Here is a 15,088-nt window from a genome sequence, read left to right on the forward strand (position 1 = left end):
TAAGCAGGAGTCTGTATGACTGCGACTGTCGATCAAGAAGAAATGACGTTATTCCGTGAGTCGGTGATTAAGGCACTGGAAAAAGAAATCAAACCCCACTATGAGCAGTGGGAAAAAGACGGCATTGCCCCACGCAAGCTTTGGAACACCCTGGGCGACGCCGGCATGCTGTGCGTAGATGTGCCCGAGGGCTGTGGCGGTTGCGGCGCACCCTTTCAATATTCGGTGGTGGTGGGCGAGGAATTGGCACGGCTGGGTTTTGGTGCGCTGTCCACCAATGTGATGGTGCACTCCGATATTGTCGCGCCTTACTTGAGCCACTTGGGCAACGACGAGCAAAAACAGCAGTGGCTACCAAAAATGGTTTCCGGTGAAGCCGTGGGCGCCATCGCGATGACCGAACCCGGCGCCGGCAGTGATTTGCAGGCCATGCGCACCCGTGCCGTAAAAGAGGGCGATGACTACATTCTGAACGGCTCCAAAACGTTCATTACCAATGGCCAGCATGCGGATATGGTGATTGTGGCCGCCAAAACCGATCCTTCCGCTGGTGCCAAAGGCGTCAGCCTGTTTCTGGTGGACACCACGCTGGAGGGTTATGGCGTTGGTCGCAATCTGGACAAGATTGGCCAGCATGCCGGTGATACCTCCGAGCTGTTCTTTGCTGATATGCGGGTGCCGGCGTCGGCGTTATTGGGCGAGGCCGGCAAAGGCTTTGCCTATTTGATGCAGGAACTGCCGCGTGAACGCCTGGTGATTGGTGCGTTGGGCGTTGCGGCTGCCCGCGGTGCCCTGGACCTGACCGTTGCTTACTGTCAGGAGCGGGTGCTGTTTGGCCAGAAGTTGGCGCAGCTGCAGAACACCCGTTTCGAAATGGCCCGCATGGAAACCGAATACCGCATCAACAAGGCTTTTGTAGATCAGTGCATCAACGAATACGTTGCCGGCACTCTGGATGCTGCGACGGCCTCTATGGCCAAATACAGCGCGACTGAAATGCAGTGCCGGGTGACGGATGGCTGCCTGCAATTGTTCGGCGGTTACGGCTATACCAGTGAGTACCCGATTTCAAGGGCCTTTGCGGATGCCCGCGTGCAGCGCATTTACGGCGGCACGTCGGAAATTATGAAGGAAATTATTGCTCGCTCAATTTTCGGGCGCGCCTGACTAACGATTGCCAATAACAACCAAACCTTTCAATAAAACGGGGACAAGCAACGATGACTGACACCGCTAATGATAATTTCGTAGTAATAGCCGGCGCCGCCCGCACACCCATGGGCGGCATGATGGGCTCGCTGAGCAGCGTACCTTCGCCGCAGTTGGGTGCAGTTGCCATCAAAGCCGCCATCGAGCGTTCCGGCCTGAAGCCTGCTGACATTGATGAAGTCATCATGGGTTGCGTATTACCGGCCGGCTTGGGCCAGGCACCCGCGCGCCAGGCCTCCCGCGGTGCCGGCATACCAGACAGCTCCGGCTGCACCACCGTTAACAAAATGTGCGGATCGGGCATGCAGGCGGTAATAATCGCCCACGATCAGATCAAAGCCGGCACCAACAACATCATGATTGCCGGTGGCATGGAAAACATGAGCCAGGCACCGTACATTTTGCCCAAAGCCCGCGGCGGAATGCGCATGGGCCATGGCCAGGTGATGGACAGCATGTTCCTGGACGGCTTGGAAGATGCCTACGAAGGCGGCCTGATGGGCGTGTTTGCACAAAAAAGCGCTGATGACTACAAAATCACCCGTGAGCAAATGGATAACTTTGCCATCGAGTCCCTTAACCGTGCTAACGCAGCCATCGATAACGGCTGGTTCGCGCCCGAAATCTGCGCGGTCAGCATTGCCGGTCGTGGTGGCGACACAGTGGTAGATACCGACGAGCAGCCCGGCAATGCCCGCCCGGACAAGATCCCCACGCTGAAACCGGCGTTTAAAAAAGACGGCTCCGTAACCGCTGCCAATGCCAGCTCCATCAGCGATGGAGCCTCAGCATTGGTACTGGCTTCTGCAAAAGAAGCCAAAGCTCGTGGCTTGCACCCACAGGCAAAAATCATTGCCCACTCCACCCACGCCCAGCTACCCGCAGAGTTCACTCTGGCCCCCATCGGCGCCATCGATAAAGTCCTGAAAAAAGCCGGCTGGGGCAAAGACGACGTAGACCTCTACGAAATCAACGAAGCTTTCGCGGTAGTCTCCCTTTTGGCCATCAACGAACTGGGCCTGGACGCCAATAAAATAAACGTCTTCGGCGGCGCCTGCGCTCTGGGCCACCCCATCGGCTCGTCCGGCTCAAGAATTCTGGTGACCCTGATCAACGCATTGAAGCAAAAAGGCCTGAAGCGCGGCGTGGCTGCACTTTGCATCGGCGGTGGGGAAGCTACGGCAGTGGCTATTGAGTTGATCTGACTTTTGGCGGTTCTTCCTCTTGTGTTTTGACATGGGGGGAAGCAGCGAGGCGGGGGTACCTTTCTTCTGGGAAAAGAACTCGCTTCGCTCAGAAACCTTTTCCCTGACAGAAAGATACCCCCACTCCGCGTACCCGCCACCAAATCAAAAGGCTACCAAGCGAACCCGCTCCCAAACCATCAGGCCACAGAACGAGCCTGCTGAGCGCCAAGAACAACCTCCGCCACCGTATGCAGTTTCAACAACTGCGACTGAAGCATAGAAATCGGCCGGCTACCCTCCAACGTCAGAGCAATCTCAAAATGCTCCCCACTGCACTCAACCGACATACCCGCAATCCGAAAACCCCGAACCCGCACCACACGGCACAAGCGTTCAAGGCCGGCAGGCTCCGACTGCATGCGACAATGCAAAACATGCCGGTTGGATATAGTTGTTCCGGATGTCGTTATGCTGGATGTGATGGCCTGGCTCATGCTGCATTCTCCTCGGTTTTCTTCTTCGCTGGTTTGGTATTTTCCATCATGTCTCGGTTGCTTCCGCCGGGTCTTACCGTGGGCCACACGTTCTCTTCGCGAGCAATGGCCACGTGCAACAGCATCGGGCCCTTGTAGGCCAGAATTGTCTCAATACCCCGGCGAACCTGATCGGTGCGGTTGATGTGCAACGCTGGAATATTAAAGGCCCGCGCCATAGCGACAAAATCCGGGTTGTCGTCCAGGTTAATGTGGCTTTCGCGGTTGTCGTAAAACAGCTCCTGCTGCTGGCGCACCATGCCCAGGCACTGGTTATCCAGAATGATTATTTTCAGCGGCAGGCGATAGCGGCGAATAGTAGCCAGCTCCTGGGCGTTCATCATGAACGAACCATCTCCGGCTACGTTTATAACCGCGGTGCCGGGCTTTGCGAACTGCGCGCCTATGGCCGCAGGCAGGCCAAAACCCATGGTACCCAGGCCGCCGCTGGTCAGGTGCTGGCGCGGGTGATTGAACTGATAATGCTGCGCCACCCACATCTGGTGCTGGCCCACGTCGCAAGAAATAATCGTGTCATCACCGGCAATACGGGACAGCTGGCGAACAAACGCCGGGCCGGTGATGGGCGCCAGGGCTTCCTCGTTATCTGCCGCCTGAAATCCACCGGTAGTGAGCCAGGTGCGGCATTGCTTCTGCCACGCTTCGATATTCAGCGGCTGCGCTTTGACCCCGAGGGTAAGGGTGCGCAATACGTCATTAAGATCGGCACTGATGGTTAATACCGCCGCTTTGATCTTATGAAACTCGGCGCTGTCGGCATCGATGTGAATAATCTTTGCGTTGGGAGCAAAGGTTTCCGGCTTTCCGGTCGCGCGGTCGTCCAGGCGGGCGCCGAACACCAGAAGCAGATCACACTCGTCCACAGCGCGATTGGCGGCACGACAGCCGTGCATGCCGAGCATGCCCAGGTGATTTGGATTGTGCCGGCCCGGATTACCAATGCCCTTTAGAGTGACAACACCGGGCAGGGCCGATTGTTCAGCAAACTCGCGAAAGCTGTCCTCAGCGCTGGCTAACGTGATGCCCCCGCCGCTATACAGTAATGGCTTACGGGCCGCGCGCAGCAGCCGCATAAGCTCGTTGATGTCTTTATCAATGGCGCCGTTATGTGTGGCCGAATCGGTTCGTGGCTCTGCGCTTTCACAACCCTCGCGTTCCTGCTGATCCGCTGCTTGCGGGTTTACCTGAGTCAGCAGAATATCCTTGGGAATATCGATCCATACCGGTCCTGGTCGACCGCTTTGCGCCAATGCAATCGCTTCAATAAGAATGCCGGGCAGGCTGTCGGCGTCATCCACCAGATAGCTGTGCTTAACAATGCCCAGAGTCATGCCCAGTACATCGGTCTCTTGAAACGCATCGGTGCCAATCAGTGCGGCGGGCACCTGGCCGGTGATGACCAGCAGCGGCACCGAATCCTGAAACGCATTAGCCACTCCGGTAATCAGGTTGGTAGCGCCCGGGCCGGACGTGGCAATGCACACGCCCAAGTTGCCGCTTGCGCGGGCGTAGCCGTCAGCGGCCAGGGCGCAGCCTTGCTCATGGCGACACAGCACATGTTCCACACTCACATCACCCACCAGAGCATCGTATAGCGGCATGATGCAACCGCCAGGGTAGCCAAATACCGTGGTAATACCGTGCTGCTGGAAAGCCTTAAGTATGTGCTGCGCGCCGTTCATGGTCTGAGTCCCTGTGAGTGTTGGTTTACCGTTTCAAGTGTTTCCAAAAAGGCCAAAAAAAAGCCCCCGGGACCTTTCGGTGCCGGGGGCTTTGGTGTTTGCAGTGTCGGTTTAGAAATCTCGCCTCAACTGTGTATCCACGCAAAAACCCCCGGGGGATACCATCACCACCAGGACTAGCTTCACGAGGACAACCACAACGTTAAAGTTCATTTAATACGTGTCTCTTTGAAATTCATATACCGAACCTGTGTAGAATCTAACCTGTTTTTTATGCGTTTGGCAACCCGTTTTTTCAGTCGTGTTCGCAACAACCGGTTTTCCCAATGAGAGCAGTATGAACAAATTTAAATGGAGTTCTGTCGGCCTGTCTGTATTGTTAATTTTGGCGTTGCTAGTCTGGATGGCCAGCGGCGAAATCAAACGGACAGAAACCAAAGCGCCGGAACTATCGGCACAGCAGAACACCGAGTTGAGCCGGGTAGAGGTCACAACCCTGAACGCTCGTAATTATCAGCCCGAATTGTTGGTACAAGGGCAGGTCTTACCTTGGCGATCCGTTATGGTGTCGGCGCGGGTGTCCTCAACGGTGAAATCACTGGCAGTGGAACTGGGTGACACCGTCATCCTGGGGCAAACATTACTCACCCTCACCGACGACGGCCGCAGTGCCGAACGCAGTCGCTGGCAGGCACGGGTGCGCAAACTGAACGCGGATTTGAACGCGGCCCAGAGTTTGCACAGTCGCAATCTGGCGTCTGAGTCGGAGTTGCTGGGCCTGGAAAGCGAACTGGCGGAGGCCAAAGCCGAACTGGAAATGGCCAATCAGGCAATTGCCGATTTAGCGCCCCAAGCGCCCTTTGATGGCGTGGTTAATCAGAAGTCTATCGACACAGGCGACCTGGTGCAGCCAGGCTCGGCGCTAATGCGCGTGGTTCAGGTAGACCGGCTAAAAGCCACTGCCCAGATACCCCAACAAGCGGTGCACCAAGTTGCCGAAGGTCAGTTGGTTAGTGTGCGGTTGCTGGACGGCGAAGAATTGAGCGGACGCGTCCGTTTTTTAGCCAGCGCCGCCGACACCGGTACCCGCAGCTTTGCGATCGAAGTGGAGGTGGACAACCCGCAGCAAAGGCGCATCGCCGGTGGCAGCGCCAATCTGGCCATTGCCTTGCCAGAGGTCAGCGCCCATCACCTGTCGCCCGCGTTTTTGGCGTTGGATAACAACGGTAAGCCTGGCGTAAAACACGTCAGCGACGACAACAAAGTGGTGTTTTCCCGGGTTCGCCTGCTCAGCGTGAAAACCGATGGCGCCTGGCTCTATTGACACCGGCAACGGACGGATGACGTTGAAAGTGCCAGGCGTGATTGAAAACGTCGAAGATGTGATGTCGATACCGGTCAAGGTAGATGGCGACACGGTGATCACCTTTGGTGATGTGGCGATGCTGCAGCGCAGTTACAAAGATCCCCAGGGCTTTGCCCGTATTAACGGTGAACCGGCGCTGGTGTTGGAAGTGTCCAAGCGTTCCGGGGCCAATATCATCGCGACCAGCGCTCAGGTGCGTGCACTGATCGTGGTGGCGCAAGAACGCCTGCCCGATGAGCTGGATATCCGTTACATCATGGACCAGTCGGGCGAAGTGCAGGACCTGCTGAACAACGTGCTGACCGCCATCGTGCTGGTCACCATCTTAATGACTGGTACACCCGGCGTGCCGCCGACATTATTCTGGAGGATTTTCGCCAGCGCACCGCAGACATTCCGGGTGTGGAGTTAGAGTTTCGTAAGCAGGAAGATGGCCCGGCCGGTGGCAAACCGATTGAGTTACTGGTTAGCAGCAGTAATCCCAACAAGCTGGAAGCCGCGGTCAGCGCGATTCGTGCGCAAATGCTAGCGCAGGGTGCTTATGTCGACACCGAAGACGACCGCAGCCTTGACGGTATTAAATGGCGCCTGAAGGTGAATCGCGAAGCGGCTGCCCGTTTCGGTACCGACGTGGCCAGCATCGGCAACGCCGTGCGGCTGGTGACCAACGGCTTGGTGCTGGCCAATTACCGCCCTGAAGACGTGCGTGACGAAGTGGATATTGTGGTGCGCGTTCCTAACAACTGGCGTGAACTGGATCAGCTGGAGCGGCAAACCCTGAACACCTCACGGGGCCAGGTACCGCTGTCGCAGTTTGTCAGTTTAGAACCCGGTGATAAAACCGGCAACATCGTGCGGGTGGATGGCCGCCGTACCATCACCATCAAAGCCGATCTGCAACCCGGCCGGCAGGTGGAAGAGGCGCTGCGAGAGCTGCGCGCCACTATGCCCGAGTTGCCGGACGGCATAACCGTGCTCGAAGGTGGCGAAAGTGAAGATCAGCAGCAAGCGGCCAACTTCCTGATTAACGCATTTATGGTGGCCATAGGGCTCATGCTGCTGATTCTGGTGACCCAGTTCAACTCGCTGTACCAAAGCTTTTTGATTTTGTCGGCTATTGTGCTGTCCACCGCCGGCGTGCTGCTGGGCCTGCTGCTGAACAGTCAGCCGTTTGGCATTGTGATGGTGGGTATGGGCACCATTGCGTTAGCCGGTATTGTAGTGAACAACAACATCATTTTGATTGATACCTACAACCAGATGCGCGCCGACGGCATGGAGCCGGCGACAGCGGCGCTGGAGACTGGCTGCCTGCGCCTACGCCCGGTGTTGCTAACCGCCATTACCACCGTGCTGGGCCTGATGCCGATGGTGCTGGGTATAAACGTGGATTTGATTACGCCGTCGCTAGGGCTAAACGCGCCATCCACCCAATGGTGGACCCAGATGTCCAGCGCCATTGCCGGCGGACTGACGTTCGCAACCCTGCTTACGCTGCTGCTAACACCGGCGCTGCTGGTATTGGGTGAGCAAAGCGGGCAAAAAGTGAAACAGTTGCTGGCAGTTAGGGGGCGAATTTGGGGAGCTAGGGGACGGATTTGAAATCCGTCCCCGGGATTCGCACTATCCATTTGCACTGCGGGCGTCTTTGATTACATCGTAAGCATGGGTGATTTCGCCGGTGCGCTCTTCGGCCATCTCGCGCATGCTTTCCGGTAAGCCGCGGCCGGCCAGTTTGTCCGGATGGTTTTCGCTCATCAGCTTGCGGTACACCTTTTTGATGTCGTCATCACTGTCTTGCGGCGACACGCCCAGCACTTTATAGGCGTCGTCGGTCTGTTGGCCGCTGGAGCGCTGGCCGCCGCCGGTCTGGCTGTAATGGGCACCACGCAGCATGGCTTCCAGCTGGTCAACCTGGCTTTCTGGCAACCCCAGGCCACGGGCAATTTTAACCAGCATGTCGTGCTCGGCCGGGTGCACTACGCCATCGGCGGCTACCGCCGATACCTGAACCTGCAGAAACATCTGCAACAAAGCCGGCTGGCCGCCGCTGACGCGCATAAAGCGTTGCAGTTCGGCGTCCAGATCAAACTCTGGTGCTTTGCCGCGGTTGAACGCGGCGCGGGCGTTGGTTTTCTGGCTTTCGTTCAGGCGAAAGCGGGTAAACATGGCTTCCGCCACGGCGATTTCATTTTGTGAAACCACGCCGTCGGCTTTGCACACCGCACCCATGACCGCGAACACAGACTCAACAAAACCGCTTTGAATATTCTGCAGTTTTCCGATTAACCGACTTTTTATTCGGTTCAGTAAAAATGCGCCAATCGCGCCGCCAATAATGAAGCCGGCGAAGCCGCCAAAGGCCGAGCCAATCAGGCCACCCAGAATGATTGCAAACAGCATTAAGAAATCCCTTGCGTCAATGTCAGACCGTGGAAATATACGGGTTTTTGCCAGACGCCACAATCTGCTAGACTGTTTCGCCTTTTCGCCGCTAATTTCCCGCCCAAGACCCGATCTGAGCAACCCTTAAGTAAAACGGAACCCGATATGGTGAACACCTTTAAACATCAATGGCTGTCGAATGTGCGCGGCGATTTACTCGCTGGCGTGGTGGTGGCGCTGGCGCTGATTCCCGAAGCCATTGCCTTTTCCATTATTGCCGGCGTAGACCCGAAAGTAGGGTTGTACGCGTCATTCTGCATTGCCGTGATCATCGCCTTTGTCGGCGGCCGGCCAGGTATGGTCTCCGCGGCCACTGGCGCCATGGCGCTGCTCATGGTCACCCTGGTAAAAGAACACGGCCTGGAATACCTGATGGCAGCTACCTTGCTAACAGGCCTGATTCAGCTTGTGGCAGGCTACTTAAAGCTGGGCAGCCTAATGCGTTTTGTGTCGCGCTCGGTGGTGACCGGCTTTGTCAACGCCCTGGCCATCCTGATCTTCATGGCGCAGCTGCCGGAACTGACCAATGTTACCTGGCACGTATACGCGCTGACGGCGGCTGGCCTGGGCATCATCTATTTGTTTCCTTATATACCGAAACTTGGCAAGGTGCTGCCGTCGCCGTTGGTTTGCATTGTGGGGCTGACAGTTGTTGCGTTCCTGTTTGATATCGACGTACGCACCGTCGGTGATATGGGCGACCTGCCGGATACACTGCCGATTTTCCTATGGCCAGATGTGCCGCTGAATCTTGAAACCCTGATGATTATTTTACCCTACGCCATACCGCTGGCAGCGGTGGGCCTGCTGGAATCGATGATGACCGCCACCATTGTGGACGACCTGACCGATACCGAAAGCGGCCGCAACCGCGAATGTAAGGGGCAGGGTATTGCCAACATCGGTTCTGGCTTGCTCGGTGGTATGGCCGGCTGCGCCATGATTGGCCAGTCGATCATCAATATAAAATCCGGTGGCCGTGGCCGCCTGTCAACGCTGACCGCAGGTGTTTTCCTGATGGTGTTGATTCTGGTGCTGGACGACTTTCTGGTGCGTATTCCCATGGCTGCGTTGGTAGCGGTAATGATCATGGTGTCCATTGGCACCTTCTCCTGGGAGTCTATCCGCAACCTGAAAACCCACCCGCTGTCGACCAACATTGTGATGCTGGTGACGGTAGTGGTGGTGGTATTCACTCACAACCTGGCACTGGGCGTATTTGCCGGTGTGCTGTTGGCTGCGCTGTTTTTCGCCAACAAAATTGGCCATTACATGGGCGTGAACAGTGTTTTGAACGAGGCCGACAGTACCCGTACCTACAAGGTTACCGGGCAAGTATTCTTCAGTTCGTCGGAAAAGTTTATAGCCGCCTTTGACTTCCGTGAAGTGGTCGATAAGGTAGTAATAGATGTGAGTCGCGCCCACTTTTGGGACATTACCGCTGTGGCCGCGCTAGACAAAGTTGTTATCAAGTTCCGTCGCGAAGGCGCCGAGGTAGAAGTTATTGGCATGAACGAAGCCAGTGCCACCATCGTTGACCGCTTTGGTGTGCACGACAAGCCGGAAGGCGTTGACCAGCTGATAGGCCATTAATATGCAAAATACCACACCGAACGCCAAGCACTCTTCACAACAAACGTCACAACAAACGTCACAAGAGACGCCACAAAACGCGCCGCAAGACACCTTGCACGTGGTGGCCTGCATTGACGGCTCACGCGCTGCGCCGGCGGTGTGTGACTACGCTGTCTGGGCGAGCAAATATATGGACTCGCCCCTGACCCTGCTGCACGTGCTGGACCAAGAGCGCTACCCGTCAGAGCCGGACCTGGCCGGCAACATTGGCCTTGGCAGTCGGGAACATTTGCTGGACGAACTGGCCGAACTGGATCGCAAACGCTCCAAACTCGCTTTGGAGCACGGCAATCACATGCTGGAAAACGCCGAGCAGCGAGTTAGGCAGGCGGGCATCAGTGATATCAAAAAGCGCCAGCGCCACGGCGACCTAACCGAATCGCTACTGGCGCTTCAGGAACAGACGCGCTTGCTGGTGATGGGCCTTTATGGCGAAAGCAGCTCCGACCGCGATGTGCAGATTGGCAGTCAGCTCGAGACGGTGATTCGCAGCATGAGCCGCCCAATTCTGCTGGTGCCTGACAACTTTTCTGCGCCGCAAAGCTCCATGTTGGCTTTTGACGGCAGCGCTACCGCGTTTCGTGGAGTAGAGCACTTAGCCGCCACCCAGGTTTTGAAAGGCATGCCGCTGCACCTGGTGATGGTGGGCGAGGAAAGCCCAGAGGCCATGGTGCAGCTGCGCAAAGCCGAGGCCATGCTGGCGCCGCTGGAAGCCGAAATAACCCTGGCCATCCGCAGTGGTGAGGTAGAGCCAGTGCTGCACAGGTACCAAGACGAGCACAACATCGACCTGTTGGTGATGGGGGCCTACGGCCACTCAAAAATTCGCAGGTTTCTGCTCGGTAGTACCACCACCAACATGCTGAAATCCGCCAAAAAACCACTGGTTATTCTGCGCTGAGAAATTACGAAGCAGGGGACAGATTTTAAATCTGTCCCCTGCTTTGCACTGTCTGGCGTAGGGGACGGATTTGAAATCCGTCCCCGGTCTGGCTCCCAAACTCACGCCGCCTGTCCGGCCGCCACCCCCGATGCCCAGGCCCACTGAAAGTTATGGCCACCCAAGTGGCCAGTCACGTCTACCACTTCACCGATAAAATACAAATCCGGCTGTTCCAGAACCGCCATGGTTTTAGAGGATAGCTGGCGGGTATCTACGCCGCCCAGGGTCACTTCCGCAGTGCGATAGCCTTCGGTGCCTGCGGGCTTTATGGTCCACTGCTGCAGCGTGCGGCTGATGTGTTCGATATCCGGGTTGCGGTAGCTTTGAAGCGGACCGGTCCAGCGCTGCAACTCGTTGAAGGCTTGCGCGAAGCGCTTTGGCAGGTGCGCATTCAGATAGTGTTCGAGCGTGCTTTGCGGTTTGAGCTTGCGCAGGCTGAGCAGATCTTGCTCAACCTGCTGTTGCGGCAGCAGGTTGATGTACAGTTCGTCACCGGGCTGCCAGAAGCTGGAAATTTGCAGCATGCTGGGGCCACTTAAGCCGCGATGGGTAACCAGCATGGGCTCCTGGAACTGTTCATGATTGCACTCCGCGCTTACCGGGCAGCTGATGCCAGCCAACGGCGCCAGTGTCATCTTCAGCTCGGGGTGCAGGGTAAAGGGCACCAGCCCGGCGCGGGTGGGTAGTATTTCTAGCCCGAACTGGCGGGCCAGGTCGTAGCCGAAACCGGAAGCCCCCAAAGTGGGGATAGACAGCCCGCCACAGGCAACAACCAAAGACTCACAGGTTAATGCCTGGCCACCTGCCGTTAGTCGATAACCTTTGGTCGTTCTGGCCACTTCCGTAACGCCGGTTTTCAACCGCACATCAGCACCGGCCCATTCACATTCGGTCAGCAGCATGTTCAGAATGTCTTTGGCGCTGTGCTGACAGAACAACTGGCCCGCTGCCTTCTCTTCGTATTCCACGCCGTGCCGCTCTACCAACTCCAGAAAATGTCTGGGGGTGTAGCGTTTCAGCGCCGAAATGCAATAATGGGGATTGTCGGACAAAAAGTTGGCGGTGGTGCTGTTCAAATTAGTGAAATTACAGCGCCCGCCACCGCTCATCAGAATTTTCTTACCAGCCTTATTAGCATGATCCAGCACCAGTACCTTACGCCCTCGATAACCAGCGGTTGCCGCACACATCAGCCCCGCCGCGCCGGCGCCGACGATGATGACATCGTAATGGCTGCCGCGATGGTCATTAGCGTGCTGATTGTTGGCGTTTTGGTTACTGGAAAGCGTTGTCATTACCGTCTGCCGCTAAAAATGTGGGCACAGAGTATACCAGCCCTATTGAAGGTATACGGTGCCTTCCATGTAAAACGCCGCTTGGCCGGCAATGGCTACCCGTTCTCCCTTCAATTCGCAGCGCAGCAGACCACCACGTGCAGAAAGCTGACGCGCTTCCAGAGCTTTCTTGCCCAATTTCTCTGCCCAATACGGCACCAGCGCACTGTGTATAGAGCCGGTCACAGGGTCTTCGTTAATACCGGCGCACGGCACAAAGTAACGGCTAACAAAGTCCGAATCAGTTCCGGGCGCGGTGACTATCAACCCCAAGCTCTTAAGCTGTTTAATTTTCTGCATGTCGGGTTGTGCTGCTTTTACCGCAGCTTCGTTTTCTAACACCAGCATGTAGTTGGTGTCTTTGGCGACGTAAAAAATCGTAGTCGGCGCATCCGCCAAAGCGTCAAGGATGATGCTGGGTGTAGATTGTTCGGTAACCGCAAGATTTGGGAAATCCAAAACCAGCCAACCGTCGGATTGCTTGTGCACGCCAAGCGGACCGCTTTTGGAGCGCAGGCGAATCCGGTCTGAAGTCCAACCCAGTTTGTTGAAAATAACCCAGGCGCTTGCCAGCGTAGCGTGACCGCACAGCGGAACTTCGATTTCTGGCGTGAACCAGCGAATATGGAAGTCTGCTTCACTAGCCTCTGGCTCGGGAACAAAAAAGGCCGTTTCTGACAGGTTGTTCTCGGCGGCAAGGGCCTGAAGAACCCCGTCGGGAAGCCATGCCTTTAAGGGCATGACCGCGGCCGGGTTACCTTTGAAAATTTCGCTGGTAAACGCGTCTACCTGATAAATGGGATAGCTTGTCATGTGTTCTCCGTTGATGGTTGATTGGCGTATTGGTGTGAATTGTGGTTGGCAAACTGCGTTAATTCCCACTCACTGTAAAAGTGGAGCTCGGGCAGGGTAGCGCGATGCGTTACTATCCAGTGTTTTGAATCGCACTGGCAAACAGATAGACCTAGTGCTGCCAAATCCTTACGGGTTTGATCAGGATGTTTTGCGGCAAGTTTCACAGATGGCGGCCTGAAACCAAAAAGGTTATTCCGACTTGCGCTGAACGCGGGATTGTTGGTTATACCCATGATCAAACTCCTTCTTCTGGTTACGGTATTACCATTTTCCGCCCATACCAAATTCCAAAACAGAATCAGATAATCTGGTTTTGAACCGGTACAGATCGTATGTTTAGCTTTCTGTACTGCAATTTTTCAGTGGCATCTGTGATGTTCCGTTTTGCCGCCGGTCTGTTGAAATAAAGTCAAAGTCTGCTTAAAGGCTATAATCTTTTTGGTTTAACGAGGCAAACAGGATGGGCGCTCTTTATAACGAGGTAGCAGACAGGCTTCAGGCTCAGGTTCAGGATGGGGTCTTTCGGGATGGCGATCGGCTGCCCGGCGTCAGGGCACTAAGCCGGCAGTTTGGCGTCAGCGTTTCGACGATATTGCAAGCGCACCAGACGCTTGAGGCCCGCGGTTATGTTCAGGCCCGCGAGCGCAGCGGCTACTTTGTACGCTTGCCGCTGCGGGATGCCCCGGAACCCGTCATGCGAACCGATCGGAGCCGTCCCGTTCCTGTTAATGCGCGGGAAATGACCCTGGAATTGTGCGCTGACGAGCAAAAACGCATGGTGCCCCTTTCTGGAGCCATTCCTCATGCGGATTTTCTGCCCTTTCGCCAGATTCAGCAAAGCGCGCTCTGGGCGGCGCGACGTGGCATTGAAACACTGGAATATGCTTTTCCCGGCAAGGAACCATTACGCCGACAAATCGCTCAGCGTATGGCGACGATAGGCGTGCCGATCACCCCTGAGGATGTGCTCGTCACCAACGGAGCGCAGGAAGCAATCATTCTTGGTCTTAGGGCGGTGACCCAACCCGGAGACATCGTCGCGGTTGAGTCACCGTCGTTTCCCGGAATTCTTCAAGCGTTAGAAGTTGTTGGGCTGAGAGCGCTGGAGATCCCCACTCATACCGCGGAAGGCCTCAGTCTTGAGGGTTTGGAGTTGGCCCTGGAACAGTGGCCTGTCAAAGCTTGTGTGGTGGTGTGTAATCACAGCAATCCAATGGGCGCCAGAATGTCGGAGGAGCGCAAACAACAGCTGGTTTCAATGCTTGCCGTTGCGGGCGTACCGTTGATTGAAGATGACATTTATGGCGACTTGTACCATTCCGGTGAAAGACCGAAACCCGCGAAGGCCTTTGACCACGCAGGTAATGTAATTTATTGCAGCTCCGTATCAAAAACCATTTCGCCGGGATTGAGAGTGGGCTGGATGTTGCCCGGGCGTTATATGGCGAGCGCCAGGCAACACAAATATTTCTCGAATCTGGCGACGTCTTCCATCCCACAAATGGCCGTTGCGCATTTTCTTGAACAGGGCGGTTATGATCGTTATCTGCGTTCTGCACGACAGAATTATCGCCAAGCTACGGAACGAATGCGCACAGCGGTTGCTCGATCATTTCCCGAAGGTACAGCCATAAGCCGGCCCCAAGGCGGCTTTGTGCTTTGGGTTCAACTGCCTGCTGGAGTTTCCGGCACACTGGTTTATCAGCTTGCCAGGGCAGAAAACATCAATGTTGCACCGGGCTTGATGTTCTCTATTTCAAACAAGTTTGAATCTTGCCTGCGAATAAACTGTGGCAACCCATGGAGTGACCGAATCGACCACGCTGTTGTAAGGCTTGGCGCGCTTGCCCACGAAGTACAGGCGCGGTCGATTTAGCG

General features: G+C 56.0%; 12 protein-coding genes and 1 pseudogene. 7 read left to right on the top strand and 6 right to left on the bottom strand.

Features of this window, described 5'->3' with window-relative positions; all coding sequences use genetic code 11:
• The first annotated feature begins 15 nt into the window (after window positions 1–15).
• Together MELB17_RS16810 and MELB17_RS16815 are read left to right on the top strand one after the other, a co-directional pair.
• Window positions 16–1,167, top strand: coding sequence for an acyl-CoA dehydrogenase family protein (locus MELB17_RS16810; RefSeq protein WP_007351511.1), 1,152 nt, complete (start codon window positions 16–18; stop codon window positions 1,165–1,167).
• 53 nt (window positions 1,168–1,220) lie between these two features.
• On the top strand, window positions 1,221–2,414 hold the full coding sequence (locus MELB17_RS16815) for an acetyl-CoA C-acyltransferase (protein WP_007351512.1): 1,194 nt from the start codon (window positions 1,221–1,223) through the stop codon (window positions 2,412–2,414).
• Window positions 2,415–2,593: 179 nt separating this feature from the next.
• On the opposite strand, the gene MELB17_RS16820 is transcribed toward MELB17_RS16815, so the two are convergent.
• Both MELB17_RS16820 and ilvG read right to left on the bottom strand, forming a co-directional pair.
• Complete coding sequence (locus tag MELB17_RS16820; RefSeq protein ID WP_227498948.1) at window positions 2,594–2,890, bottom strand: ACT domain-containing protein; 297 nt, start codon at window positions 2,888–2,890, stop codon at window positions 2,594–2,596.
• A complete protein-coding gene (gene ilvG / locus MELB17_RS16825) occupies window positions 2,887–4,632 on the bottom strand; it encodes an acetolactate synthase 2 catalytic subunit (protein WP_007351514.1) in 1,746 nt (581 codons plus the stop codon). Before ilvG ends, MELB17_RS16820 begins: the two co-directional genes overlap by 4 nt.
• A gap of 337 nt (window positions 4,633–4,969) precedes the next feature.
• Between ilvG and MELB17_RS16830 the strand changes: the two genes are divergently transcribed.
• Both MELB17_RS16830 and MELB17_RS16835 read left to right on the top strand, forming a co-directional pair.
• Entirely contained in the window at window positions 4,970–5,956 is a 987-nt protein-coding gene (locus MELB17_RS16830) for an efflux RND transporter periplasmic adaptor subunit (RefSeq protein WP_007351515.1), read from the top strand.
• A pseudogene (locus MELB17_RS16835) lies at window positions 5,937–7,600 on the top strand (efflux RND transporter permease subunit); the annotation flags it as partial. The gene MELB17_RS16830 and the pseudogene MELB17_RS16835, both read left to right, overlap by 20 nt.
• A gap of 21 nt (window positions 7,601–7,621) precedes the next feature.
• On the opposite strand, the gene djlA reads toward MELB17_RS16835, so the two are convergent.
• The gene (gene djlA / locus MELB17_RS16840; protein ID WP_007351518.1) at window positions 7,622–8,401 is read right to left on the bottom strand and encodes a co-chaperone DjlA; all 780 of its coding nucleotides are present in this window, start codon (window positions 8,399–8,401) and stop codon (window positions 7,622–7,624) included.
• 147 nt (window positions 8,402–8,548) lie between these two features.
• Here djlA and MELB17_RS16845 point away from each other — a divergent pair, with 147 nt between their 5' ends.
• On the top strand, window positions 8,549–10,036 hold the full coding sequence (locus MELB17_RS16845; RefSeq protein WP_007351519.1) for a SulP family inorganic anion transporter: 1,488 nt from the start codon (window positions 8,549–8,551) through the stop codon (window positions 10,034–10,036).
• Window position 10,037: 1 nt separating this feature from the next.
• Window positions 10,038–10,979, top strand: coding sequence for a universal stress protein (locus MELB17_RS16850; protein WP_007351520.1), 942 nt, complete (start codon window positions 10,038–10,040; stop codon window positions 10,977–10,979).
• Between the two features lie 101 nt (window positions 10,980–11,080).
• Here the strand turns inward: MELB17_RS16850 and MELB17_RS16855 are convergent, their stop codons facing one another.
• From MELB17_RS16855 to MELB17_RS16865, 3 genes are read right to left on the bottom strand one after another with little or no spacing between them, the layout of a single operon-like run.
• Window positions 11,081–12,316 (bottom strand): NAD(P)/FAD-dependent oxidoreductase, encoded by a 1,236-nt coding sequence (locus MELB17_RS16855; protein WP_007351521.1) that lies wholly within the window; start codon window positions 12,314–12,316, stop codon window positions 11,081–11,083.
• Between the two features lie 42 nt (window positions 12,317–12,358).
• Window positions 12,359–13,168 carry a PhzF family phenazine biosynthesis protein gene (locus tag MELB17_RS16860; protein ID WP_007351522.1) on the bottom strand — a complete coding sequence of 270 codons (810 nt, stop codon included), beginning with the start codon at window positions 13,166–13,168 and terminating at the stop codon, window positions 12,359–12,361.
• Window positions 13,165–13,443, bottom strand: a complete 279-nt coding sequence (locus tag MELB17_RS16865; protein ID WP_036185242.1) for a hypothetical protein — start codon at window positions 13,441–13,443, stop codon at window positions 13,165–13,167. The genes MELB17_RS16860 and MELB17_RS16865 overlap by 4 nt, the downstream gene beginning before the upstream one ends.
• 227 nt (window positions 13,444–13,670) lie before the next feature.
• On the opposite strand from MELB17_RS16865, the gene MELB17_RS16870 reads away from it, so the two are divergent.
• Window positions 13,671–15,086, top strand: a complete 1,416-nt coding sequence (locus MELB17_RS16870) for a PLP-dependent aminotransferase family protein (RefSeq protein ID WP_007351523.1) — start codon at window positions 13,671–13,673, stop codon at window positions 15,084–15,086.
• The last annotated feature ends 2 nt before the right edge of the window (window positions 15,087–15,088 follow it).

Source organism: Marinobacter sp. ELB17 (assembly GCF_000169375.1).
GTDB lineage: Bacteria > Pseudomonadota > Gammaproteobacteria > Pseudomonadales > Oleiphilaceae > Marinobacter.

Excerpts from the sequence above, each read along its gene's own strand:
- MELB17_RS16865 (WP_036185242.1), bottom strand. The coding sequence starts at position 13,443 with ATGGGTATAACCAACAATCCCGCGTTCAGCGCAAGTCGGAATAACCTT.
- MELB17_RS16845 (WP_007351519.1), top strand. The coding sequence starts at position 8,549 with ATGGTGAACACCTTTAAACATCAATGGCTGTCGAATGTGCGCGGCGAT.
- MELB17_RS16850 (WP_007351520.1), top strand. The coding sequence starts at position 10,038 with ATGCAAAATACCACACCGAACGCCAAGCACTCTTCACAACAAACGTCA.
- MELB17_RS16860 (WP_007351522.1), bottom strand. The coding sequence starts at position 13,168 with ATGACAAGCTATCCCATTTATCAGGTAGACGCGTTTACCAGCGAAATT.
- MELB17_RS16855 (WP_007351521.1), bottom strand. The coding sequence starts at position 12,316 with ATGACAACGCTTTCCAGTAACCAAAACGCCAACAATCAGCACGCTAAT.
- MELB17_RS16820 (WP_227498948.1), bottom strand. The coding sequence starts at position 2,890 with ATGAGCCAGGCCATCACATCCAGCATAACGACATCCGGAACAACTATA.
- MELB17_RS16810 (WP_007351511.1), top strand. The coding sequence starts at position 16 with ATGACTGCGACTGTCGATCAAGAAGAAATGACGTTATTCCGTGAGTCG.
- ilvG (WP_007351514.1), bottom strand. The coding sequence starts at position 4,632 with ATGAACGGCGCGCAGCACATACTTAAGGCTTTCCAGCAGCACGGTATT.
- MELB17_RS16830 (WP_007351515.1), top strand. The coding sequence starts at position 4,970 with ATGAACAAATTTAAATGGAGTTCTGTCGGCCTGTCTGTATTGTTAATT.
- djlA (WP_007351518.1), bottom strand. The coding sequence starts at position 8,401 with ATGCTGTTTGCAATCATTCTGGGTGGCCTGATTGGCTCGGCCTTTGGC.
- MELB17_RS16815 (WP_007351512.1), top strand. The coding sequence starts at position 1,221 with ATGACTGACACCGCTAATGATAATTTCGTAGTAATAGCCGGCGCCGCC.
- MELB17_RS16870 (WP_007351523.1), top strand. The coding sequence starts at position 13,671 with ATGGGCGCTCTTTATAACGAGGTAGCAGACAGGCTTCAGGCTCAGGTT.